Raw genomic sequence first — 22,766 nt, 5'->3', positions numbered from 1 at the left:
CCAAATTGGTGCAACGGGGGAACGTCCCTTTACTGAATACCATCTTTATCGAGATTGAAGCTGCCAAGAACGCTGCCGTCATCGAGGCTGATGACCAGGATTAGCCGCGCCGCACCCTCCGTGCCGACAGTGACGAACAGCCGCTCGCTTGAGGGCGTCAGGCTGATCACATCCATGTCATCGGGAATGGGAAGGCGGATATCGCCAAACTTCTCAAGCGTTACTCGCCCTCCGGTAACCTTGGGCAACATCGCGTCTTGCATCTCCGGCGAGGACTTTGTTTCCATTGCCGTCATGCGCTTATATATGGTAACCGCTATGACAGTGGCGAACAGGACGATCAGCACACCAAGGATACCGACAATCCATTTCAGCAAGGTGAGATTGGGTCCGGATTTTTCAGGTGCCTTTTCCGACATAGGGTCGCCCTCTTTTAACAAACGGTTCTGGTTCATTTGTATGCCATCCAATGAGGGTTCACTTCAAGTTGAAGTTTCAGCCGACGATGACGGCACCCGGCTCGACCGGCTGCTCGCGGAAGCGCTTGACGCGCTATCGCGAAGCCGGATCAAGCCGCTGATCAAGGAGGGGCTGGTCCTCTTGAACGATGCGGCGGTGCTCAACCCGTCCCACAAGGTCCGCGCGGGCGATATCTATGAGGTGACCGTACCCGAAGCGGCGGAAAGCGAGCCGGAGCCTGAGGATATCCCCCTCGATATTATTTTCGAGGATGAGCATCTGATTGTTATCAACAAGCCCGCCGGCATGGTGGTGCATCCGGCGGCGGGGAACTGGTCGGGAACCTTGGTAAACGCGCTGCTTCATCATTGCCGCGATAGTCTGTCCGGAATTGGCGGTGTAAAGCGCCCCGGCATCGTGCACCGTATCGACAAGGATACCAGCGGCCTGATGGTGGTCGCGAAAAACGATGCGGCGCATCAGGGTCTCGCCAATCTCTTTGCGACCCATGATATCGAGCGGCGCTACAAAGCCATTGTCTGGGGCCGGGTATATCCGCCAAACGGCGAGATTGAAGGAAATATCGGGCGCGATCCCCATAACCGCAAACGTATGGCGATGGTGACCAAGGGCGGCAAAAGCGCCCTCACCCGCTATCAACTTGAGGAGAATTTCTCTGATATGGCCGGGCTAGTCTCCTGCGAGCTGGAAACCGGGCGCACCCATCAGATCCGGGTGCATATGGGCCATATCGGGCATCCGCTGGTCGGCGATCCCCTCTACAGCCGCGCAAAGCGCAGCCGTGTCAGCGCCCTGCCCGAAGAACGGCAAAAAACCATCCTTTCCTTCAACCGTCAGGCGCTTCATGCCGAAACCCTCGGTTTTGTGCATCCCGTCACAGACAAACGCTTGAAATTCGAGGTAGATTTCCCATCTGACTTAAGGGAACTGACCAAGGCATTCAGGGGATAACGCCCAGTATCATAGAAATGCCACGGTTCTTGAGTAGACAGGAATGTAATCCGGGCCCGTTTTTTGGGCGTATAATGCGACAAAAACCGGGTGCCACGAAGAGAGAGGGTCCTGATATGACAACATCTACTTTACCCGTATTAACGCCGGAAGGCGGTCTGTCCCGGTATTTGCAGGAAATTCGCAAATTCCCGATGCTGGAACCAAGCGAAGAATATATGCTGGCTAAAGCGTGGAAAGACCATGAAGACACCGAAGCCGCCCATAAAATGGTGACGAGCCATCTCCGCCTGGTCGCGAAGATCGCCATGGGCTATCGCGGTTACGGCCTGCCGATTGCCGAACTGATCTCGGAAGGCAATGTCGGCATGATGCAGGCAGTGAAAAGGTTCGAGCCCGACAAAGGCTTCCGCCTCTCCACCTATGCCATGTGGTGGATCCGCGCGGCCATTCAGGAATATATCCTGCGGACCTGGTCCCTCGTGAAGATGGGGACGACCGCCGCCCAGAAAAAGCTGTTCTTCAATCTTCGCAAGATCAAGGGCCAGATCGAGGCCATTGACGAAGGCGACATGACATCGGAGCAGGTGAAAACCATCTCCACGAAGCTGGGTGTTACCGAGGATGAAGTGATCAGCATGAACCGCCGCCTGACAGCGCCGGATCACAGCCTCAATGCCCCGATGCGCGCCGAGAGCGAAGGCGAATGGATGGACTGGCTCGAAGATGAGACGCCAAACCAGGAAACCGTCTATGCCGAGAGCGAAGAGCTTAAAAGCCGCCGCGCGATGCTCCAAAACGCGATGGAGGTTCTCAACGAACGGGAACGCCATATCCTGACCGAACGCCGCCTGCGCGACGACCCCCTCACCCTTGAGGAGCTGAGCCAGGAGTATGATATCAGCCGCGAACGCGTGCGTCAGATTGAAGTCCGGGCGTTTGAGAAGCTGCAACGGGCGATGAAGTCAAAAGTCATGGAAGAGCGGCTGAACTAAACCGCCCTCCTCGCAAATAAAAAGGGGGCTGCCCTCACCGGCAGTCTCTTTACTAAATGTGGTGAAGAGTACGCGTCTCAGATGCGACGCGTTCTTCGATCCATCGGCAGTTTCGAGCTTTGAACAACACCAGAAAAATAGGTGCCTTTCATGAGAGAGATTGCTTTTGGAATATGGCAGAATGCGCCGGTTTGGGTCTGGCCCCTATTCTTCTTTCTACTGTTTATCGGCCTGAAGGCCATGAGAACACGCAATAGCTCCATTATACCTTATTTTTTCTATCCGCTATTAGGCCTGGCTGCAGCAAATGCGAACAGTGGACTTGCTCAGGTTTCGACAGGCTGGCTGGTCTTTGCTTTCAGCTATCTGCTTGGCGCCGCCGTCGCCTTTCGATGGCAAGACGGATTGATCCTGGAAAAGTCCGGTTGGAACATGACGCTTCAAGGGGATCGCATAACAATTGTGATCCTGATGCTGATCTTCTTTTCCAATTTTATAAACGGTGTGCTTGGCGCTATCGCGCCGCACTTTATTGAAGCAACAACTTATACTGTTATCTTTAGCGCTGTGATCGGCGCCTGTTCCGGTAGCTTCACCGGTCGTACCCTGCGGGTCATCACTCTGGGTAAGCGTTTAACAACGACAGCATAGACGCAAACAGGCGCTTCCGCAGATATCCCCTGGCCTAGCGGGAGAAGCCGCCGACCGATGTCATTTTAACGACGCCCATTGGCGCAAGGGCTTTTACAACCTCCTCGGAAGGATCGCCATAAAGAGTAACGGATTTCGGTTTGAGAACTTCCATGAAACGCCGGGCGAAATTCTTGCCGAAATTACCCATATGAACCATCGTCGCAGCCGAATCTTCGTATCGTTCGAGGATATGGCAGCTTTTCTTATCCTCACTCACGGAATATTCGTAATTGAGCGCACCCGGCTCATTTGCCTCTGTCGCAGCGACTATTTCCGCCACCAATGCTTCAAATTTTTCGTATTCCCCGTCTTTGATATCGACCTCAAGTATCCAGTAGACATGCCCTGTCATTCTTGTTCTTCCTTATTTGAATTATTGTGAGGACGGCACTATGCCCAATGCGGCGCATGATTTCCAGCCCTTAGCCGAAAGTATGATGAACGCGCCTACCGCTGACGGCGTGAAACTTCCTTCATATCGGAGACAAACTGCCCGCCCCATTCCTCGACCAGCTTGGTCCGCTGTTTATTCAGCTTCGCAAGACTTGCGCGAGCCTGCAGCTCATAGGTTGAAAAGACGATCACCGGGACGGCCCAGGCCAAGAACAGGGCAACACCGGCACCGCCCAGCATGGCAAGCCACATATAAACATCAGAGAGAATCTTGAAGGCTTCATGAAATGTCTGGCCTCGCTCCCACAATATTCCGATCACGGGGATAACGCCGGCCAGATTGAAGGCCAGCATTGCCGCAAGACTGCCGGACCGGTCCGTATTGAGAAGCAGCGCCACAAAACTCGGGATCATGCCGGCGATCAGAACCAGCATTGTCGGGGGAATAAACACAATCCCAAGGCCCGACAGGATAAGCACCCAGAACAAGGCAATATTCTGTCCGACATTGCCTCCCGCCGCCTTTGCCGATTTATTCGCTTTATCTGCGTTCTTTGCCATTAATTCATCCCAGGAAATAAAGGGCGGAAACGACCATACTGGTCACAAGGGACGTAATCGCCAGAACCGACGTGATCCAGCTCCCATAAAGCGCCGCTTCCTGCTTGCGTTGTTCGCTCGCCCCTTCCAGATAGGCCGCGACCCGCTCGGCCTCACCTGCCGTTGCAAGCGCATTTTCATACTCGCGGGTATCTTCGATCAGTTGCCGCTCGATATCCGTTTCGCTCAGGATGGCCGCCAAGTTACCGCTCTTCTTCGCCTCCTGGAACTTCTGGTTGACCACTTCCCGGCGCAAGCGGGAGCGGATCTTTAAGAGGATCGGCTTCTGCGTTTCCTCCATCCAGCGGCAAAAGCCCGGCAGCGGACCCGGATGGGCGACGGCCTGTAACTTCGCAAAGAGCTTAATCTGAACCAGCGCATGGACCGAGGTGCCCGGCGCGTTCGCGGCGAACATTCGAAGATATTTATCAAGCCCCTTCGCTTTGGAGGTGATAAAGGCGGCAGCATGTCTGTCAAACGGATTCCCTTGCCCGTTGGAAGATATCAATTTTTTCTCAGCAATTTCAATAAATTCGGATACATTCCTCACATGTGATCCCAAGACAAGCGGACTAAGGCAGGGGCTTTTCGGGTTCAACTCATAAAGACATCGTTCCAACCCGTACCCGACATCCCGCTTCTGCTTCATATAATTATAGCAGCTTATCAAAGCGCTCTCGGGCACCCATTCCACGTGCCTATCCTTGCTGGCGCGCGCCTCCTCTATCGACACTGTCTGCAACAGGCTGCTCTCCAGCAAGTCCGTCAGGGCTTTCTTCATTTCAGTATCGTCATTCTGAAACGCCCACAGCAACAAGGGGCCGAGGGCTCCCCGGCAAAAGGCAACGTCGCGATACCAGAAGACACCATCCGGATCCAACAGACGGACGGCCTGTGTCACGGCGGCAGTATCGAAACGCTTATCGCTGCGCGATGACGCAGCAGAGGCCTGAATTTGCTCAATCCTGGTCGCCGCGTCCTCATCACGAAGCGCCCCCTTGACCCATTTCACCAACTTACCATTCTCGATAAGCTCCAGTGCGGCCTTCGGTTTGCGCGTCATGGCATGGGCGAGAAGCCTGGGAGAGCTGTATTCTTCCGACTGGAACAAAATCTTGCCAAACGCATGACGATCACCGCGACCGCGCCGGGGTGTCTCACCGATCGCCTCCCGCCAGTGAAGCAAGGTTTCCGCATCCCAGCGGCGCTTCGGATCGTCCTGCAAAACCCCAGCGAGTACATCGCTCACCCGCGTCGACAAGATCATGCCTTCGGTAAGGGCCGCGAAACTGCCCAGTTCCAGCTTCTTCATGTAAATCTCGTCTGCACTCAAATCCGCCGCGGGAAGCCTGCCCCCCAACAGATGCAGCATCAGAACACCGACCGCATAGATATCATCCGCCGGTGTCCCATTGCCTCGTCCCATGGGATGCGCCATTGCGCTTTGAAGCGGTTCATAGACGTCCGGCTGCGCTGATCCCGGCGCGGCGGTTACAGCCTCCCCCAGCAGGAGTTCAATTCGACTGTCATCAGCGAAAAAAAGATTGCCCGCGCGGATACCACGATGGGTCAGGCCGCTTTTATGCAAATTCTGAAGGCAAGCCATCACTGTCGGCAAGACCAGATCAAGCACTGTATTTTCTTCGAGCGGGGCGTCCCCTTCACGATACAGACCGCCGCCCCGCAGCATATCGAAGACGGAGACATAGCAGATATCCGTTTCAGAAAACTGCACCTTTCCATGCGCTAAAAGATCAACCATACCGGGGATATGGCTCTCGGTCATCGCTTGCGCCATGGCTCGGCGAAAACTGCTGTAAGGGTTTGAAACAACGGCAAAATATTTGGCAGACGAATCCTGAACATCGGTCGCCTGAACAACCATATTGGCGCCGCTTTCCAGGTCGCCCAGACGCCGGGACAGATCGATCCTGAACCGCCCCGCAAGAACAGGGCCAGCACTGGCTGTCGACGATTCCGTCGGCTTATCTATTTTTTCGGCAACTGTCATTTATGCGCGGCTTTAATCCATCTGGTCGAATTCTAGCCTTGATTGTCGCAATTTGGCGTTAATATGCCGTTAAATTTGATCCGATGGCAGCGCAGGAGGAATCTGCTTTTTGTTATCCAGGCCCCATGCCAGCGAGGAGGCGACAACAAGCCCGACGGCGGCGATGAGCGAGGCCACGAAAAAATCGCCAAAGTAGTCATAGATAAACCCGGCAAAACCCGGCCCGATTGTTTGCCCGATGCCAAAGGACAGGGTCATCACCGCAAGAATCTGTCGTCCGTGATTAGGTGCCATATTCCGCGCCTCAACCAGACCAAGGGCGGTAATACCGATAACCGTGTTACCAAGCAGAACAGCTGACACAACCAGTATCAGCGGATGCTCCGCAATCACGCTGCCGGCAACACCGATCGCCAGAACAAGACAGGCGATTGCGTAGCTCCGGTTGTTACCGAGATACGCGGCAATTCCCGCCCAGAGCGCCACGGACGGAATGGCGGCAACCCCGACAATCAGCCAGATAATGGACTGCATCCACTGTACTTCCGGAATCTGGCGCACCAGCGTGGAGATAAAGGTTGCCGTGATGATATAGCCGAAACCGAACAAGAAGTAGGAAAGAATCAGAGCCTTGAGCGGTCGGCTATAGCGGAGCGGTATATTCGCCGCCTCGCCGCTGCTTGGCTCGGGCACAGCAGGCACATACAGAAATACCGGAACCGTCAGAAGCAACGAGAGGATACCCGTGGCGATCCACATGCCCTGCGATCCGATATCCATCGTCTCCAACATGATGATCATCAGGGAGGAAAGCGATATGCCAACACCGACGCCCGCGAAATAAAGCGCCGATAAACGCGATCGTCCTTCCGCCGCAAGACGGCTCAATATAAGCGCCGAGCCGAACACCATGACAAAGGCAGAGGCGGCCCCGCTCATCAAGCGAATCAACAGGAACAGCTCGAAACTTTCTGTCAGTCCCATGGAGATTGTCGTTGCGGAACAAACAATTAATGATAGCAGGAACCAGCCCCGCGTACTTCCGGGCAGGCTCTGCCGAATACCGAGCAATGCGCCCAGCAAATAGCCGAGATAATTGGCCGACGCGATCAACCCTGCATCAGACTTGCTCACGCCAAGACCGGTTTCCATAAACGGCAATATCGGGGTGTAGACAAAGCGGCCAATGCCCAAGCCGACGGCAAGGGCCAACAGCCCTCCGACAGCCAGCAGCCTCATGCGTCCGGAAGATTTCGTCATGTCAAAACATTAGCATGAGGATAAAAAGGCGGGCAGCCTCTTTTGCTCACATTTTAATTTAATCTTCAAACGGGTCGCGGACGAGAATGGTGTCTTCGCGCTCCGGGCTGGTGGAGAGGAGCGCGACCGGCGCCTCGATCAATTCTTCCACATGGCGGATATATTTGACCGCCGCCGCCGGAAGATCGGCCCAGCTGCGCGCGCCATAGGTGCTCTCACTCCAGCCTTCCATCGTTTCATAGACGGGTTTTACTGCGGCCTGATCCGCCATATTGGACGGGAAATAGTCGATCTGCTCGCCATTCAGCTCATAGCCAACACAGATTTTAAGTTCATCCATGCCATCCAGCACATCAACCTTGGTCAGCGCGATGCCCGTGATGCCACCTGTTTTGACGGCCTGACGCACCATCACCGCATCGAACCAGCCGCAGCGACGCTTGCGTCCGGTGACAACACCAAATTCATGCCCCCGCTCGCCAAGTCCCTTGCCGACCTCATCGAAAAGTTCCGTCGGAAACGGCCCTTCGCCAACACGGGTTGTGTAGGCCTTGGTAATACCCAGCACATAATTGACCGAGCCCGGCCCGACACCACTGCCAACCGCTGCCTGTCCGGCGAGCGTGTTGGAGGAGGTCACGAACGGATAGGTGCCGTGATCGTTATCGAGCATCGCCCCTTGCGCCCCTTCGAACAGGACGCGCTTGCGCGCCTTCTTCGCCTCATCCAGACGGCGCCAGACAATATCGGAAAATTCCAGAACTTTTGGTGCAATTTCAATAAGTTGTGCGAGTAGCTTGTCCCCATCCACCAGCGGCGCGCCCATGCCTTTGCGAAGCGCGTTGTGATGATCGAGCAAAGTTGCAATTTTTCGCTTCATCAGGTCCGTGTCCGTCAGGTCGCACACGCGAATTGCGCGGCGGGCGGTCTTGTCTTCATAAGCCGGGCCGATACCACGCCGGGTCGTGCCGATCTTTATCGCCGAAGTTGCATCCTCCCGCAGGGCATCCAGCTCCCCATGCAGCGGCAGGATCAGCGTCGCATTCTCAGCAATTTTTAAAGTAGTGTGATCAACAGTGACGCCCTGCCCGCGCACGGTGTCGATTTCTTTCACCAGCGCCCAGGGATCGACGACAACGCCGTTGCCGATCACCGAAATCTTGCCACCGCGCACAATGCCGGAGGGGAGCAGGCTGAGTTTATAGACCTTGCCGTCGACAACGAGCGTATGACCAGCGTTATGGCCGCCCTGAAAGCGCACGACAACATCCGCTCGCTCGGACAACCAGTCAACAATCTTGCCTTTGCCCTCGTCACCCCATTGGGAGCCAACCACCGCTACGTTCGCCATTATCCTCAGTCCTTGAATGTAAAATTTTGATCAGGAGAGTTTCGTAATACCATCCGGCCCGAGAAATTGGCCGCAGTTAAGACGCCGCGCTTCAGCCTCGATATCGTCTTCCGGATCAAGGCCCGCGACCGTTTTCCAGCCTTCCTGACGCAAGGCGTATCCCTGGTCAAGGCTGGTTTCGAAGGGAAGATACAATCGGTCATCGCTCACCTTGCGCGGCACCGCACGCATCAGGCTATCGAGGAAGAGCGTAAAGCCAGAGGCAGATTCCCCGTCCATCAACTGGTAGCGCCCGCCGCGGCCAAGTTCCCCGCGCACGCCGCGGCCAAACACCGTAAAGCTGAGGCCGGTCTGATATTCAAACCCGCGATATTCGCCGGGATCAATTGTCAATTTCAGATCCGGCGCGGATTGCTGGAGCTGCGCAACCACCTTTTTAAGTGCCGCGACCTGTGCCGCCGCCGCGTCAGGAAGGTCGATTTTTTCAAGCGCCTCTATCGCACTGTTTGCCGGTCCTGCCGCTTTCAGAAGTGCGATAAGAATCCGGCTTAAGTTCGCGTCATAATCATCAAGTACGGCGGCATCCTTGTGATCGAGGGCCTCACGCGCCGAGGCGGCCGTCTCTTCATCAATGCCCAGTTCACGGCAAAGCGTTGGCACGAGCGTCGGCAGTGTCAGATCAATCGAGAAATTCTCTACCTCCAACGCGCCCAAAGCTTCCGCCGCGAGCAGGATCAGCTCCGCATCGGCAGAGGTCTCCGACGGGCCGATCAGCTCTACGCCGGCTTGCGCAAACTGCCGCTCTGGCCGGAGCTGGGAGCCATAGACCCGCAAAACCTGTCCGGCATAGGAAAGTCGCAAGGGGCGCGGATCCTGCTTCATTCGGGTGGTCGCAACGCGCGCGATCTGCAAGGTGATATCGGTCCGAATGCCCATCATCCGATGCGAGACCGGGTCCATCACACGAAACATTTTGGACGCAAGCGCCGCGCCGGAGCCCTCCAGCAGATGCTCCTCAAATTCGATCAGGGGGGGCTTGACTTGCAGATAGCCATTGCCTGCGAAAACATCCATCAGGGTACGGTTAATCCGCGCTTCGCGTGCGGCTGCGGGCGGGAGCATATCTGCCAAACCGGCGGGCAGCAGGCCTTTTTCGGAATAGTCATTCATTACATGGGCCTATAAAGCATATTTCCCCGCCGCCGCCAACAGGAACAACAAAAAAGCGACAGTTTTTAACCGCCGCTTTTCCAAAGTAGCCCGAAGGCGTTATTTTCTGCAGAAACCGCCTAGAAATTGAGCGCCTTAACCTGAGCGACATGCGGCAGGTTACAGACATTCTCCAGCGTTGAATGGGAGAGTTCCGAATCTATCTCGATCAGGGCAATCGCCTCCCCTTTCTGCTTGTGACGACCGAGATGGAAGGTCGCAATATTGACCCCGGCATCACCCAGCACCGATCCCAGCGCCCCGATAAAGCCCGGCTTGTCCTGATTGGTGACATAAAGCATATGAGGACCGATTTCCGCCTCTATATTAATGCCCTTGATACTGACGATGCGCGGCCGGTTATCCCCGAACAGCGTGCCCGCGATATCACGCGTCTGATGCTCTGTCGTGATCGTGAGGCGGATCAGTGTCTGATAGTCCTCCTCCCGGTCGTTATAGCTTTCAGTCACATCGACCCCCCGTTCCTTCGCAACGACCGGGGCATTCACCATATTGATGCTGTCCATCAGAGGGCTGAGCAGGCTCTGAATAATGATAGAGGTGAGCGGTTTGGTATTAAGGCCCGCCGCCGCGCCTTCATAATCGATGCGCACGGACTTGATGCCGCTTTCCGTGACCTGACCGGCGAACCCGCCAAGCTGGGCCGCAAGCTCCATATAGGGTTTCAGCTTCGGTGCTTCTTCCGCCGTGACGGACGGCATGTTGAGCGCGTTGGTCACGGACCCGACCAGCAGGTAATCGGACATCTGCTCCGCCACCTGGATCGCGACATTGACCTGCGCCTCATCGGTGGAGGCCCCCAGATGCGGGGTCGTCACCACATTTTCCATGCCGAAAAGGATATTTTCCGTCGCCGGTTCAACCGCGTAGACGTCAAGCGCCGCACCGGCAACCTGGCCGGATTCGAGCGCTGCCTTCAAGTCTTCCTCGACGACAAGACCACCGCGGGCGCAGTTGATGATGCGCACGCCCTCTTTCATCTTGGCGATATTCTTCGCATTGATGATGTTGCGGGTGCTGTCCGTGATCGGGGTATGCAGCGAGATATAGTCGGCGCGGGTGAACAGATCGTCCAGTTCCAGCTTTTCGACACCAAGTTCCAGCGCCCGTTCAGGGGAGAGGAACGGATCATAGGCAACGACTTTCATTTTAAGGCCAACCGCACGGTCCGCGACGATGGAACCGATGTTACCACATCCGATGACTCCGAGCGTCTTGCCGTAAAGCTCGACCCCCATGAATTTCGATTTCTCCCACTTCCCGGCCTGGGTGGAGGCATTCGCCGCCGGAATATGGCGGGAGAGAGAGAACATCATGGCGATGGCATGTTCGGCCGTGGTGATGGCATTACCGAACGGTGTGTTCATCACGCAGATACCGGCCGCCGTTGCCGACGGGATATCCACGTTATCCACCCCGATACCGGCGCGGCCGATAACTTTGAGGTTGGTGGCGGCCGCAATAATTTCGGCGGTCGCCTTGGTGGCGGAGCGCACGGCGAGGCCGTCATACTCGCCAATGCAGGCTTTCAGTTCCGCAGGGCTCATGCCGGGTTTTTCGTCTACTTCTACGCCACGATCGCGGAAAATTTCAGCAGCGCGCGGGCTCATCTTGTCAGAGATAAGGACTTTGACCATTTTATCGATCCTTCTTAAGGATTATTTCTGGAATGTATTTTTAAGTGTCGCGTAACCCCAGTCGAGCCAGGGCATCAATGCTTCGAGATCGGCTTTCTCCACCGTCGCGCCCGCCCAGATCCGAAGACCCGCCGGAGCATCGCGGTAATGCCCGATATCAAGCGCCGCGCCTTCCGATGCGAGCAGATTGACGAGTTCTTTCGCCGCCTTTGGCTGGTCTTCCGCAGGAAGCGCCGTGAACCAGTCATCGGTGATCTTAAGGCAGACCGAGGTGGTGGAGCGAATTGCCGGATCGCTTGCTAGATAATCAACCCAGTCGGTTTTCGCGACCCAGTCGGAAATCACCTTCGCGTTGGCATCGGTACGGGCGATCATGCCCTTGCCCCCGCCGATGCTTTCCGCCCAGGAAAGCGCGTCCAGCGCATCCTCAACCGCCAACATGGACGGGGTGTTGATGGTTTCCCCCTTGAAGATACCGTCAATCAGCTTGCCGCCCTTTGTCATGCGGAAGACTTTCGGGAGGGGCCATACGGGGGTGTAATTTTCCAGCCGCTCAACAGCGCGCGGGCTCAGGACAAGCATGCCATGGGCCGCCTCCCCGCCCAGCACTTTCTGCCAGGACCAGGTGACAACATCGAGCTTTTCCCACGGCAGTTCCATGGCGAACACGGCGGAGGTGGCATCGCAAATAGCGAGACCGTCGCGGCTGTCAGAAATCCAGTCGCCATTCGGTACCCGCACGCCAGAGGTTGTACCGTTCCAGGTGAAGACAACATCGCGGCTCCAGTCGGTCGCGGCAAGATCCGGGATCTCACCATATTCGGCGGTGATGACTTCGGCATCATCGAGCTTCAGCTGCTTGACCACGTCGGTCGCCCAGCCGGAGCCGAAGCTTTCCCATGCCAGCATGGTGACGGGACGCGCACCCAGCATCGACCAGAGCGCCATTTCCACGGCACCGGTGTCGGAGCCCGGCACAATGCCGACCTTATAATCATCGGGGATACCGAGCAGCGCACGCTGCTGATCGATCACGGCTTTCAGCTTGGCTTTACCCTCACCCGAACGGTGGGAGCGACCAAGGCAGGCATTTTCAAGGTTTTGGAGGGACCATCCGGGGCGCTTCGCGCAAGGGCCGGATGAAAACATAGGAGAGTCAGGGAGACTCTCAGGACGCATTTGTACTGTCATAATAAACTAAACCTTCCAGTCTAGAGCATCCCGGTGGGGGGATGTGGCCCGCCGTTCATAGACAAAATTTCGATGGGGATGTCAACGGGAATTTCTGCGCTGCGACATTTTGACAGATTCTTTCACTGAAAATACCCTTGATCACAGCGCGGACAAAACTGCCATTAGCCGCATTTGCAATAATGACGGCTTTCAACGAACAGTCAGGCCAGCGCAACGATTTCAAGCTCAACGAGCCAAGTCGGATCAAGCGTGGCAACGACAATCGCAGTTGTTGGCACCCTTCGATCACCCAGAGCGCGAATTCGTGCGGCTTGATTGCGCTTCGCATACTCGGCCTTGCGGAGGTAGCTTGTAATTCTGACGATGTTTGCGACGGTCATATTAGCGTCGCACAGGATGCGATCGATGTTCGACCAGATCAACTCAAGCTGTTCGTCCAAATCTTCCGGCGCATTACCATGCTCATTCAGCCCCATCGTGCCACTCACAAAAAGCTGACGATTTGCACCGCTTACCTCAAGTGCATGAACGTAGTCGTCTGTTGCAGCGTATATGCCGTTTGAGGGATTAATAATCTGATGCTTCATTTGAATATCCTTTCGCTTTCAGCTTAATATGCCGAATAAATCAATTCTGGTAATGGAAATTGCACGAATGAATATAGAAACAGAAGATAATCAGCTGACTGCCAGACCACCACGGCCTTTGGACAGTTTTGATCGAAAGATATTAGGTGCATTGTCTGAAAACGGGCGCGCCACCTATGCTGAAATAGGCGAAATCGTTGGCCTTTCAGCCCCGGCTGTTTTTGAGCGTGTAAAGCGACTACGAAGCAGCGGAACACTAACGGGTATCTCCGCACGCATTGATGGGCCATCCAGCGGCAAAGACTTTCTCGCTTTTGTCCATGTGGATGCCGACGGCTGGGGGAAAAGTGAGCGAATGCTGACTTTGCGGCGATTTCCGGAAGTCGAAGAGATGCATTCGGTAGCAGGTGACACGTGCGTCATCATGAAGGTTCGAACCGCAAACGCCCATGCGCTCGAGCAGCTTCTTTCACAGCTCTATGTTCTCCCGGGTGTTCGAGGAACCAAGAGTTTCATCGTACTATCAACCTATCTTGAACGTGGTGTGCATGCCGACATTACGACCGAGTGGCCGACGGTTCCATTGCCTACCAGCTAAAGCAGGCTCACTCTGTGGTTAAGAAAAATATCCGCTGGCCAAAGATTAGAATTTCAGTTCCGTATCGAATCCACGATATAAGCCACGCGGGTTTATTGTCCCGGTGACAATAAAGGGCTAGTCGCCGCCTCTGCTTTGCGCGAAAATGACGGGAATTATTACTGTTTGAGGCCCGTTCATGATCCCCAGCCAACGCCATCTTTTTGATATTCCGGACGAAATCACCTATTTCAATTGCGCCTATATGGGACCGCTTTTAAAAACCGCGCGCGCCGCCGGACATATGGGTATTGATCGCAAGTCGACCCCTTGGACTGTTGCGCCTGAGGATTTTTTTACCGAATCAGAGAGGGCGCGGTCGCTTTTTGCATCGCTCATCGGCTCGGCGGCGGATGATATCGCACTTATCCCGAGCGCGTCTTACGGCCTCGCCATTGCCGCGAAGAACATCCCGCTCGAAAAGGGTCAGAAAATCCTCCTCCTTGAAGATCAGTTTCCATCGAATGTCTATTGCTGGCAGCAGCGGGCGAATGAATGCGCCGCCGAGATCAAGACCGTGCCCACGCCCGCCGATTATGACTGGACGTCGGCTGTCCTTAACGCGATTGATGAGACGGTAGCCGTTGCCGCCCTGCCCCATAACCACTGGACGGATGGCGCGCTTCTCGACCTTGTGGCAATTGGGGAGAAGCTCAGGGCGCAAGGCGCGAAGCTCGTCCTCGATGTCACGCAATCCCTTGGCGCGATGCCATTGGCCTTACCGCGCGTCAAGCCGGATTTTCTGATTGCCGCCGCCTATAAATGGCTGCTCGGACCCTATAGTGTCGGTTTTATGTATGTCGCGCCGGAGCATCACGGCGGAGAGCCGCTCGAATATAACTGGCTCAACCGGAAAGGATCGGAGGATTTTGCCGGGCTTGTCGATTATGTTGATGACTATCAGCCCGGTGCACAGCGCTTCGATATGGGGGAGCGGGCGAATTTCGCCCTGATGCCCGTCGCTGTGGCCGCGCTTGAGCAAATTCTCGACTGGGGCGTCGCCAATATTCAGGAAACCCTTTCAGAGAAAACACGCGATATCGCAGCGCGATGCGAAGGGCTTGGCCTCACCTCTCTCTCCGATGACAAGCGCGCCGGTCATTTTCTTGGGCTGAGACGCAAAGGTGGCCTGCCGGGGAATCTGCTGGAACGGCTGCGGGCGGACAATATTCTCGTCTCCGTTCGCGGGTCCAGCATGCGGATCACCCCTCACCTCTTCAATAATGAGACGGATAGCGATAGACTGCTCGCGGCGCTAGAAAAAATCCTGTAGCGGAGATAAGAATGAATTTGAAAAGACTGGGGAATACCGGCCTGAAGGTAAGCGATCTATGCCTCGGTACCATGACCTATGGCGATCCGGAATGGCGGGACTGGGTCCTGCCCGAGGAGGAAAGCCGCCCCTTCATCAAGAAGGCGCTGGAATATGGCATTAATTTCTTCGATACCGCCGATATGTATTCGGTTGGTGTATCGGAAGAAATAGTCGGACGGGCGCTGAAGGACTATGCCAAGCGCGACGAGGTCGTCATTGCGACAAAGGTCTTCAACCGGATGGGGAAAAGCCCGCTGACCGGCGGTCTCTCGCGCAAGCATATCCTGCACTCCATCGATAATTCGCTGAAGCGGCTCGGCACCGATTATGTCGATCTCTACCAGATTCACCGCTGGGACTATGATACTCCGATCGAGGAAACGCTGGAAGCCCTCAACGATGTGGTCCGCGCCGGCAAGGCCCGCTATATCGGCGCGTCCTCCATGTTTGCCTGGCAGTTTATGAAGGCACTTTCTATCTCCGAGAAGAATGGCTGGGCGAAGTTCGTCTCCATGCAGAATGTCTATAACCTTGTTTATCGGGAGGAAGAGCGCGAAATGCTGCCCCTCTGTGAGGATCAGGGCATCGGCGTTATTCCCTGGTCACCGCTCGCCCGTGGTTTTCTCGCCGGGAACAAGAAGAAGGATGCGGAGGGGGAGACCACCCGCTCGCGCTCCGATGCGATGATCAAATCCATGCGAATCGGGCAGGATGCGGATTACGACGTACTCGCCGTTGTGCAGGATATCGCGAAGGAACGCGGCGTCACCTCGGCGCAGATCGCCCTCGCCTGGGTGCATCACAGCCCGGCCGTCACCAGCCCGATTATCGGCGCCAGCAAGATGTACCAGCTTGACGAGGCCGTGGCCGCGCTTGATATCTCGCTGGATATGAACGAACTGGCACGCCTCAAGGACGCCTATATCCCCCATGCTGTTGCAGGGCATAGATAGGAGATTGACATGACGCTTAATGTCGACGCACTCCGGGAGGAAACGCCGGGCGTTAAAAACCGCCTTCATTTCAATAATGCGGGGGCGGCGCTGATGCCGCTGCCGGTCTTCGATGCCGTAAAGGAGCATCTTGATCTGGAACTTGCGATCGGCGGTTATGAAGCGCAAAACCGCGCGAAGGCGGCGTTTGAGCGAACATACGATGCCATTGCCGAACTGATCAACTGTGACCGCAGCGAAATCGCGCTGGTGGAGAATGCGACCGTCGGCTGGCAGATGGCTTTTTACGGCATGAAATTCGAAGCTGGTGACCGCATCCTGACGGCGGAGGCCGAATATGCCACCAATGTCATCGATTATCTGCAAGTTGCCAAACGAACGGGTGTTAAAATCGATTTCGTGCCGAGCGACAACAGCGGGCAAATAGATGTTGCCGCTCTGGAAACGATGATTGATGACAAGGTGAAACTCATTTCGGTCACCCATGTCCCGACCAACGGCGGCCTCGTCAATCCGGCGGCGGAAATCGGCAAGGTCGCACGAAAGCATGGCATTCCCTATTTGCTCGATGCCTGTCAGTCCGTGGGGCAACTGCCGGTTGATGTGGCGGAAATTGGCTGCGATATGCTCTCGGTGACGGGTCGAAAATACTTGCGCGCCCCTCGCGGCACCGGCTTCCTCTATGTCCGCAAAAGCATGATGGACAAGCTGGAGCCGCCCTTCCTCGATTTGCATAGTGCGGAATGGACATCAATAAACGGATATAAGATGCGCGACGATGCGCGACGGTTCGAAAATTGGGAGTATAATGTCGCCGCCGTTATCGGCCTCGGCGCGGCCGTTGACTATCTGCTCACTCTCGGGATTGAGGAAACCTCGGCCCGCCTTTGCGCCCTCGCGGAAGTCGCGCGAGAAAAATTATCGGCGCTCCCCGACATTACGGTTCAGGATATCGGCGCGAGAAAGGGTGGGATCGTTACGTTCAGCCATGCCACAAAATCGCCTGCCGACATACAAGCCCATCTTGCAGGACAAAATATCAATGTCTCCATCACCAGCCTTTCCAGCACCCGCTTTGATCTTGAGAAACGGGGCATAGAAGAAATGGTAAGGGCTTCATTTCATTACTATAATACGGAAGAAGAAATCGAGACCCTGATCAAGGCGCTCGCCGACATCTAGAGAGCGAAAGGGCTATCTTCAGATATCGTAACCTTTGCTGGCCAGTTCCTTGCGGATACGTTCAACGGCGATTATTCCCACTTTCTGCCCCCATTGCCCGCCGATAGCCATGGATTTTTGCATAATTACCGGCGTTGTCTCAATTAATTTCTGACCCAGTTCTGTTCTATAGAAACCAGTAAGTTCCTGAATTTCTTCAAGGCTGAAAGCTTCTTCGTAAAGTTTGACGATCGGGATAAGCAGCCCGGACAGATTCTCTTCAAAGGTCTGCCGCATAATTTCATAGGTTTTCTCTTTAACCTCATCGGGGATGCCGGGCTTGGACTTAAAGCTCTGATCGAGGAAGAATCGAAGACTATTGGCCGTGATAGTCTGAACATTCTCGGCAGTCTTCGTGACTTTCAACAGCTCAACAATAGCTTCCTGCTTTGCCGTGTCCGCTCGCGCAGTACCCAATCCAAGGGCCAGCAGCAGGCAAAAGCCAAGAGCGGCGCGTTTCAAATAGGTCATAGGATACTCTCCGATATACGAACAGAAAAATTTTATAATATCAACGCTATCAAAAGTTGTGTCCTAAAGATAGCCAAACCTATTCGAAATGAGAGACCGTATGCCCGTGATTGAGCGGCCCGTGGCCGGCACCGATGCCGGGGGCGTCGAAGATCGCGTTTTCCACATAGCGAATGGCCCGCGCAACGGCAACCGGGACCGCCAATCCTTGCGCAATGCCTGTTGCAATGGCCGAAGACAGTGTGCAGCCCGTGCCATGAGTATGTCTGCTTTCAATACGCCGGTGGGAGAATGTCTGAATCCCCTCCGGCGAGACGAGAAGATCGACGATTTCCGCGCCCTCGCTATGTCCGCCTTTCATCAATACAGCGACGGGACCCATATCGAGCAAAAGACGGCCCGCCTTTTCCATATCGGTAAGATTATTGATCTTCATGCCGATCAGATGCTCGGCTTCCGGGATATTCGGCGTGAGAACAAGGGTATGCGGCCCGATCAAACGCTTTTTGATGGCATCGCTCGCCTCCTCCGCGATCAGGCTCGCCCCGCCTTTGGCAATCATCACCGGATCAAGCACCACCGGCGGCAGTTTATCGATTTGATCGAAAAGACCTGCGACAGCATCCACAACCTCTTTTCGGTGAAGCATACCGATTTTGATGGCATCGGCGCCGATATCTTTGAGGACAACATCAATCTGCTGCGCAACGAAAGGGGCAGAGATCGCCTCGATCGCCTCAACGCCAAGGGTATTCTGCGCGGTCAGCGCGGTTATCGCCGTCGCCGCGTAGCCGCCAAGGGCCGTTACCGTCTTAATATCAGCCTGAATACCTGCACCGCCGCCGGAATCCGACCCGGCGACAATCAATACACGCCCCTGCATACTCACCCCTTAAAAATTCTCTCAACCAAGCGAGGCGGCAACCTCATTGACGATGTTATCGACAATCTCATTGACCAGACTGTCATTCGTTCCCTCGCCCATCACGCGGATCAACGGCTCCGTCCCGGATTTCCGGATCAAGAGCCGCCCTTCACTGCCAAGGCGAATTTCGCCGTCGCGGATGGCCTTCTGCACAGCCGAGCCGGAGAGCGGATCCCCTGCCTCGAAACGCACGTTTTTCAGGATCTGCGGCCAGGGGTCGAAGTTATGGCAGACCTCGCTAACCGGCTGGCCCTCTTCGACAATCACCGAAAGGACCTGAAGCGCGGCGATCAGGCCGTCGCCTGTTGTGCTGTAGTCGTTCAGCACAATATGACCCGACTGCTCCCCGCCGACGTTAAAGCCGTGTTCGCGCATATGTTCAACAACATAACGATCACCGACATTGGTCCGCGCAAGGGTCATGCCCTTCCCTTCCAGGAATTTCTCAAGCCCCATGTTGGACATTACCGTCGAGACGATACCACCCCCCCGGAGCTTTTCACGGCGCTGCCAGGTTCGGGCGATCAGTGCCATCAACTGGTCCCCATCGATGAGGCGGCCTTTTTCATCGCAAATCAGCAAACGATCCGCATCCCCATCAAGAGCAATACCGAGATCAGCCCCTTCCTCCACCACGCGCTTGCACATGGCTTCCGTCGAGGTGGAGCCACAGCCGTCATTGATGTTGAAGCCGTTAGGCGAGACCCCCATGGAGATGACATCCGCCTCCAACTCCCATAGCACGGTCGGCGCCACCTTATAGGCCGCGCCATTCGCGCAATCGACAACGATTTTAAGCCCTTTCAGGAGTTGATTGCGGGGAAAACTGCTTTTCGCGAATTCGATATAACGGCCGCGTGCGTCATCGAGACGCTGCGCCCGGCCGAGCTTGGCCGGATCCGCCAGCACGATATTACTGTCATCAATGATGTCCGCTTCGATGCTTTTCTCTACCTCGTCGGACAGCTTGTAGCCATCGGGGCCGAAAAGCTTGATGCCGTTATCCTCGAACGAATTATGCGACGCGGAAATCATCACCCCGATATCCGCCCGGAGTGAGCGGGTCAACATGGCGATCGCCGGCGTGGGGAGCGGCCCGACCAGAATCACATCCATCCCGACCGAGGTAAAACCGGCGGTCAGCGCTGGCTCCACCATATAGCCCGAGAGGCGGGTGTCCTTGCCGATAACGACACGGTGGCGAAAATCGCCTCGACCGGCAAATTTCTTGCCCGCCGATTTGCCCACTTTAAGGGCGATTTCCGCGGTCATCGGCTCCTTGTTCGCCGTGCCGCGAATGCCGTCGGTTCCAAAATATTTCCGTGTCATAGCTCAGTCTCTGCCTAAAAATTTGACAACACTTTATCAGGAAACCCTTAAAACATGTCTAAAAAGAGGCGGCATCAATTGCCTGCCACATTTCAAGGGCTTGGCGGGTCTCTTTAACGTCATGAACCCGCAATATCCGGGCGCCGGATTGCGCGCCATGGAGCGCGACAGCAACCGATCCGATAACGCGTTTCGACGCCTCAGGCTCATGCATCACCCGCCCGACAAAGGATTTTCGTGAGGCACCGAGCAGAATATCGCAGCCAAGCGCCTGAAACGCCGAGAGCGATTTGATCAGCAGCAGATTATGCTCCGCCGTCTTGCCAAAACCGATGCCCGGATCGACGATAATCTTTTCGCGCGTAATCCCCGACGCCTCGCAAGCCTCAATCCGCGCGCGCAGGTAAGCCATGACATCGGCAACCACATCGTCATAGGTTGGGTTATCCTGCATGACCTTCGGGTCCGCGAGGCTATGCATCAGGCAGACCGGCAGGCCGCTTTCCGCCACGAATTCGAGGCTTTCGGGGTCATACTCAAGGGCGCTGACGTCATTGACCAGGGTCGCCCCCGCCGCGACCGCCGCCGCCATCACGGCCTTCTTCCGGCTATCGATGGAAATCGTCACACCAAGATCGCGGCAGCCTTCGATAACCGGCACAACGCGCGCGCATTCATCGGCCACACGGATGGCGTCCGCGCCCGGGCGGGTACTTTCCCCGCCGATATCAAGGATATCCGCCCCGTCCGCCACAAGCTCTCGGGCATGGGCAATCGCGGCATCAACGCTGGAATGTTGACCGCCATCGGAAAAACTGTCTGGCGTGACATTCACGATCCCCATTATCAGGGGGCGTGTCCGGCTCTCCTGTTCTCCCTCTGTCATAGAAGAAAGGCCCCGCGATGAAGCGGAGCCCTTATTCGTCTCACTCATGAAACTGTCCTTATGAGCCGGGTTGCGGTTCCGGTTCCATACCCGGTCCGCCGGGTTTCTTATGGCCGTCGGCTTCGGGAACGGTTGAACTCGGCCCCTTGTCGGCAGGTGTATCGACATCTTCCGGCCGGTTGATATCACCGCCATCCATCAGGATCTTAATCTCATCGCCGCTCAAGGTTTCATACTCAAGAAGACCTTTGGCAATGCGATGCAACTGATCCACATGATCATTGAGGATCTTGCGGGCTGTTGCCTCGCCTTCCTCAACAAAGCGGCGGACTTCCTGGTCAATGACATCCGCTGTCGCATCAGACATATTCTTCTGCTGCGAGACGGAATGACCAAGAAAAACTTCTTCCTGATTGGCGCCATAGAGGAGCGGACCGAGCTTGTCGGAAAGACCCCATTCGGTCACCATTTTACGCGCCATATCGGTCGCCATCTTGATATCGCCGGAGGCACCCGTCGTGACCGCATCATGACCGAAGATCATTTCCTCCGCCACACGACCGCCCATGGCAACCGCCAGATGGGCGAGGCACTGATCGCGACGCAGCGAGTAGCTGTCCTTCTCCGGCAGGCGCATGACCATACCGAGCGCACGTCCGCGCGGGATAATCGTTGCCTTATGGATCGGGTCCGACGCCTTCATATGCATACCAACGAGCGCATGGCCACCTTCGTGATAAGCGGTCAGCTTCTTCTCGTCTTCTGACATGACCATGGAGCGACGCTCGGTCCCCATCATGACCTTGTCTTTGGCTTCCTCGAATTCCTGCTGAGTAACCAGCCGCCGTGATTTACGTGCCGCCAGAAGCGCCGCCTCATTCACGAGGTTGGCAAGGTCAGCACCGGAGAAACCGGGTGTGCCGCGTGCGATGGTACGGGCGTTCACATCCTGCGCGAGCGGGACTTTGCGCATATGCACTTTCAGGATTTTCTCGCGGCCGATGATATCCGGGTTCGGCACCACAACCTGACGGTCGAAACGACCGGGACGCAGCAACGCCGGATCCAGCACGTCCGGACGGTTCGTCGCGGCCAGCAGGATCACGCCTTCATTGGTCTCGAAACCATCCATCTCCACCAGCATCTGGTTGAGGGTCTGTTCGCGTTCATCGTTACCGCCGCCAAGACCGGCGCCACGATGACGGCCAACCGCATCGATTTCGTCAATAAAGATAATGCAGGGGGCGTTTTTCTTGCCCTGTTCAAACATGTCGCGGACACGGCTCGCGCCGACACCGACAAACATCTCAACGAAATCGGAGCCGGAAATGGTGAAAAAGGGCACATTCGCTTCACCCGCAACAGAGCGCGCCAGCAACGTCTTACCCGTACCGGGAGGGCCAATCAACAGCACACCCTTCGGGATTTTACCGCCAAGCCGCTGATATTTCTGGGGGTTTTTCAGGAAGTCGACTACTTCTTCAAGTTCTTCCTTCGCTTCCTCGATACCGGCGACATCCTCAAATGTGACGCGGCCATGCTTTTCAGTGAGCAGTTTCGCTTTCGATTTACCAAAGCCCATGGCCTTGCCGCCGCCGCCCTGCATCTGGCGCATGAAGAAAATCCACACCCCGATCAGAAGCAGCA

At 55.8% G+C, this 22,766-nt stretch carries 22 protein-coding genes; 7 read left to right on the top strand and 15 right to left on the bottom strand.

Features of this window, described 5'->3' with window-relative positions; genetic code table 11:
* Positions 1 to 29 precede the first annotated feature (29 nt).
* Entirely contained in the window at positions 30 to 455 is a 426-nt protein-coding gene (locus P1U71_RS05865) for a hypothetical protein (RefSeq protein ID WP_301104629.1), read from the bottom strand.
* Positions 456 to 459: 4 nt separating this feature from the next.
* Here P1U71_RS05865 and P1U71_RS05860 point away from each other — a divergent pair, with 4 nt between their 5' ends.
* The 3 genes from P1U71_RS05860 to P1U71_RS05850 all read left to right on the top strand — a co-directional run bounded on the left by P1U71_RS05860 (position 460) and on the right by P1U71_RS05850 (position 3,077).
* Complete coding sequence (locus tag P1U71_RS05860) at positions 460 to 1,431, top strand: RluA family pseudouridine synthase (protein WP_301104628.1); 972 nt, start codon at positions 460 to 462, stop codon at positions 1,429 to 1,431.
* A 116-nt stretch (positions 1,432 to 1,547) separates the two neighbouring features.
* Positions 1,548 to 2,426, top strand: a complete 879-nt coding sequence (gene rpoH, locus P1U71_RS05855; protein WP_301104627.1) for an RNA polymerase sigma factor RpoH — start codon at positions 1,548 to 1,550, stop codon at positions 2,424 to 2,426.
* Between the two features lie 150 nt (positions 2,427 to 2,576).
* Entirely contained in the window at positions 2,577 to 3,077 is a 501-nt protein-coding gene (locus P1U71_RS05850) for a DUF6622 family protein (RefSeq protein WP_301104626.1), read from the top strand.
* A gap of 34 nt (positions 3,078 to 3,111) precedes the next feature.
* Here the strand turns inward: P1U71_RS05850 and P1U71_RS05845 are convergent, their stop codons facing one another.
* The 9 genes from P1U71_RS05845 to P1U71_RS05805 form a co-directional block, all read right to left on the bottom strand.
* Positions 3,112 to 3,471: an antibiotic biosynthesis monooxygenase gene (locus tag P1U71_RS05845; RefSeq protein ID WP_301104625.1), complete on the bottom strand. Its 360-nt coding sequence runs from the start codon at positions 3,469 to 3,471 to the stop codon at positions 3,112 to 3,114.
* A gap of 95 nt (positions 3,472 to 3,566) precedes the next feature.
* Positions 3,567 to 4,073, bottom strand: a complete 507-nt coding sequence (locus tag P1U71_RS05840; protein ID WP_301104624.1) for a hypothetical protein — start codon at positions 4,071 to 4,073, stop codon at positions 3,567 to 3,569.
* 4 nt (positions 4,074 to 4,077) lie between these two features.
* Positions 4,078 to 6,123 carry a hypothetical protein gene (locus tag P1U71_RS05835; protein WP_301104623.1) on the bottom strand — a complete coding sequence of 682 codons (2,046 nt, stop codon included), beginning with the start codon at positions 6,121 to 6,123 and terminating at the stop codon, positions 4,078 to 4,080.
* Between the two features lie 69 nt (positions 6,124 to 6,192).
* Positions 6,193 to 7,383 carry a YbfB/YjiJ family MFS transporter gene (locus P1U71_RS05830; protein WP_301104622.1) on the bottom strand — a complete coding sequence of 397 codons (1,191 nt, stop codon included), beginning with the start codon at positions 7,381 to 7,383 and terminating at the stop codon, positions 6,193 to 6,195.
* A gap of 58 nt (positions 7,384 to 7,441) precedes the next feature.
* Positions 7,442 to 8,734, bottom strand: a complete 1,293-nt coding sequence (locus P1U71_RS05825; protein ID WP_301104621.1) for an adenylosuccinate synthase — start codon at positions 8,732 to 8,734, stop codon at positions 7,442 to 7,444.
* A 30-nt stretch (positions 8,735 to 8,764) separates the two neighbouring features.
* Positions 8,765 to 9,904: an ATP phosphoribosyltransferase regulatory subunit gene (locus tag P1U71_RS05820; protein ID WP_301104620.1), complete on the bottom strand. Its 1,140-nt coding sequence runs from the start codon at positions 9,902 to 9,904 to the stop codon at positions 8,765 to 8,767.
* A gap of 119 nt (positions 9,905 to 10,023) precedes the next feature.
* On the bottom strand, positions 10,024 to 11,601 hold the full coding sequence (serA, locus tag P1U71_RS05815; protein ID WP_301104619.1) for a phosphoglycerate dehydrogenase: 1,578 nt from the start codon (positions 11,599 to 11,601) through the stop codon (positions 10,024 to 10,026).
* Between the two features lie 21 nt (positions 11,602 to 11,622).
* Positions 11,623 to 12,792, bottom strand: coding sequence for a phosphoserine transaminase (locus tag P1U71_RS05810; RefSeq protein WP_367281135.1), 1,170 nt, complete (start codon positions 12,790 to 12,792; stop codon positions 11,623 to 11,625).
* A gap of 203 nt (positions 12,793 to 12,995) precedes the next feature.
* Positions 12,996 to 13,382, bottom strand: coding sequence for a RidA family protein (locus P1U71_RS05805; RefSeq protein ID WP_301104617.1), 387 nt, complete (start codon positions 13,380 to 13,382; stop codon positions 12,996 to 12,998).
* 67 nt (positions 13,383 to 13,449) lie between these two features.
* On the opposite strand from P1U71_RS05805, the gene P1U71_RS05800 reads away from it, so the two are divergent.
* From P1U71_RS05800 to P1U71_RS05785, 4 genes are all read left to right on the top strand, one after another.
* A complete protein-coding gene (locus P1U71_RS05800) occupies positions 13,450 to 13,980 on the top strand; it encodes an Lrp/AsnC family transcriptional regulator (RefSeq protein ID WP_301104616.1) in 531 nt (176 codons plus the stop codon).
* A 178-nt stretch (positions 13,981 to 14,158) separates the two neighbouring features.
* On the top strand, positions 14,159 to 15,292 hold the full coding sequence (locus tag P1U71_RS05795; RefSeq protein WP_301104615.1) for an aminotransferase class V-fold PLP-dependent enzyme: 1,134 nt from the start codon (positions 14,159 to 14,161) through the stop codon (positions 15,290 to 15,292).
* A gap of 11 nt (positions 15,293 to 15,303) precedes the next feature.
* On the top strand, positions 15,304 to 16,287 hold the full coding sequence (locus P1U71_RS05790) for an aldo/keto reductase (RefSeq protein WP_301104614.1): 984 nt from the start codon (positions 15,304 to 15,306) through the stop codon (positions 16,285 to 16,287).
* Positions 16,288 to 16,296: 9 nt separating this feature from the next.
* Positions 16,297 to 17,469 carry an aminotransferase class V-fold PLP-dependent enzyme gene (locus tag P1U71_RS05785; protein WP_301104613.1) on the top strand — a complete coding sequence of 391 codons (1,173 nt, stop codon included), beginning with the start codon at positions 16,297 to 16,299 and terminating at the stop codon, positions 17,467 to 17,469.
* A gap of 18 nt (positions 17,470 to 17,487) precedes the next feature.
* On the opposite strand, the gene P1U71_RS05780 is transcribed toward P1U71_RS05785, so the two are convergent.
* The 5 genes from P1U71_RS05780 to ftsH all read right to left on the bottom strand — a co-directional run.
* Positions 17,488 to 17,979, bottom strand: a complete 492-nt coding sequence (locus P1U71_RS05780) for a DUF2059 domain-containing protein (protein WP_301104612.1) — start codon at positions 17,977 to 17,979, stop codon at positions 17,488 to 17,490.
* 79 nt (positions 17,980 to 18,058) lie between these two features.
* Positions 18,059 to 18,862: a bifunctional hydroxymethylpyrimidine kinase/phosphomethylpyrimidine kinase gene (gene thiD, locus P1U71_RS05775; protein ID WP_301104611.1), complete on the bottom strand. Its 804-nt coding sequence runs from the start codon at positions 18,860 to 18,862 to the stop codon at positions 18,059 to 18,061.
* A 21-nt stretch (positions 18,863 to 18,883) separates the two neighbouring features.
* A complete protein-coding gene (gene glmM, locus P1U71_RS05770) occupies positions 18,884 to 20,233 on the bottom strand; it encodes a phosphoglucosamine mutase (RefSeq protein WP_301104610.1) in 1,350 nt (449 codons plus the stop codon).
* Between the two features lie 58 nt (positions 20,234 to 20,291).
* A complete protein-coding gene (folP, locus tag P1U71_RS05765) occupies positions 20,292 to 21,167 on the bottom strand; it encodes a dihydropteroate synthase (RefSeq protein WP_301104608.1) in 876 nt (291 codons plus the stop codon).
* Between the two features lie 10 nt (positions 21,168 to 21,177).
* Positions 21,178 to 22,766, bottom strand: a 1,589-nt coding sequence (gene ftsH, locus P1U71_RS05760) for an ATP-dependent zinc metalloprotease FtsH (protein ID WP_301104607.1), incomplete at its 5' end; no start/stop codon positions are given.

This window comes from Sneathiella sp. (assembly GCF_029233945.1).
In the GTDB taxonomy this organism is placed as follows: domain Bacteria; phylum Pseudomonadota; class Alphaproteobacteria; order Sneathiellales; family Sneathiellaceae; genus Sneathiella.
The sequence above is the reverse complement of the archived record's forward strand: the minus strand, read 5'-3'. Positions and strand labels throughout refer to the sequence as shown.

Coding starts and splice junctions, on each gene's coding strand:
- P1U71_RS05795 (WP_301104615.1), top strand. CDS start 14,159: ATGATCCCCAGCCAACGCCATCTTTTTGATATTCCGGACGAAATCACC.
- P1U71_RS05835 (WP_301104623.1), bottom strand. CDS start 6,123: ATGACAGTTGCCGAAAAAATAGATAAGCCGACGGAATCGTCGACAGCC.
- thiD (WP_301104611.1), bottom strand. CDS start 18,862: ATGCAGGGGCGTGTATTGATTGTCGCCGGGTCGGATTCCGGCGGCGGT.
- P1U71_RS05820 (WP_301104620.1), bottom strand. CDS start 9,904: ATGAATGACTATTCCGAAAAAGGCCTGCTGCCCGCCGGTTTGGCAGAT.
- P1U71_RS05840 (WP_301104624.1), bottom strand. CDS start 4,073: ATGGCAAAGAACGCAGATAAAGCGAATAAATCGGCAAAGGCGGCGGGA.
- P1U71_RS05785 (WP_301104613.1), top strand. CDS start 16,297: ATGACGCTTAATGTCGACGCACTCCGGGAGGAAACGCCGGGCGTTAAA.
- P1U71_RS05860 (WP_301104628.1), top strand. CDS start 460: ATGCCATCCAATGAGGGTTCACTTCAAGTTGAAGTTTCAGCCGACGAT.
- P1U71_RS05805 (WP_301104617.1), bottom strand. CDS start 13,382: ATGAAGCATCAGATTATTAATCCCTCAAACGGCATATACGCTGCAACA.
- P1U71_RS05790 (WP_301104614.1), top strand. CDS start 15,304: ATGAATTTGAAAAGACTGGGGAATACCGGCCTGAAGGTAAGCGATCTA.
- P1U71_RS05780 (WP_301104612.1), bottom strand. CDS start 17,979: ATGACCTATTTGAAACGCGCCGCTCTTGGCTTTTGCCTGCTGCTGGCC.
- folP (WP_301104608.1), bottom strand. CDS start 21,167: ATGAGTGAGACGAATAAGGGCTCCGCTTCATCGCGGGGCCTTTCTTCT.
- P1U71_RS05830 (WP_301104622.1), bottom strand. CDS start 7,383: ATGACGAAATCTTCCGGACGCATGAGGCTGCTGGCTGTCGGAGGGCTG.
- P1U71_RS05810 (WP_367281135.1), bottom strand. CDS start 12,792: ATGACAGTACAAATGCGTCCTGAGAGTCTCCCTGACTCTCCTATGTTT.
- serA (WP_301104619.1), bottom strand. CDS start 11,601: ATGGTCAAAGTCCTTATCTCTGACAAGATGAGCCCGCGCGCTGCTGAA.
- P1U71_RS05825 (WP_301104621.1), bottom strand. CDS start 8,734: ATGGCGAACGTAGCGGTGGTTGGCTCCCAATGGGGTGACGAGGGCAAA.
- P1U71_RS05800 (WP_301104616.1), top strand. CDS start 13,450: ATGAATATAGAAACAGAAGATAATCAGCTGACTGCCAGACCACCACGG.
- P1U71_RS05865 (WP_301104629.1), bottom strand. CDS start 455: ATGAACCAGAACCGTTTGTTAAAAGAGGGCGACCCTATGTCGGAAAAG.
- P1U71_RS05845 (WP_301104625.1), bottom strand. CDS start 3,471: ATGACAGGGCATGTCTACTGGATACTTGAGGTCGATATCAAAGACGGG.
- rpoH (WP_301104627.1), top strand. CDS start 1,548: ATGACAACATCTACTTTACCCGTATTAACGCCGGAAGGCGGTCTGTCC.
- P1U71_RS05850 (WP_301104626.1), top strand. CDS start 2,577: ATGAGAGAGATTGCTTTTGGAATATGGCAGAATGCGCCGGTTTGGGTC.
- glmM (WP_301104610.1), bottom strand. CDS start 20,233: ATGACACGGAAATATTTTGGAACCGACGGCATTCGCGGCACGGCGAAC.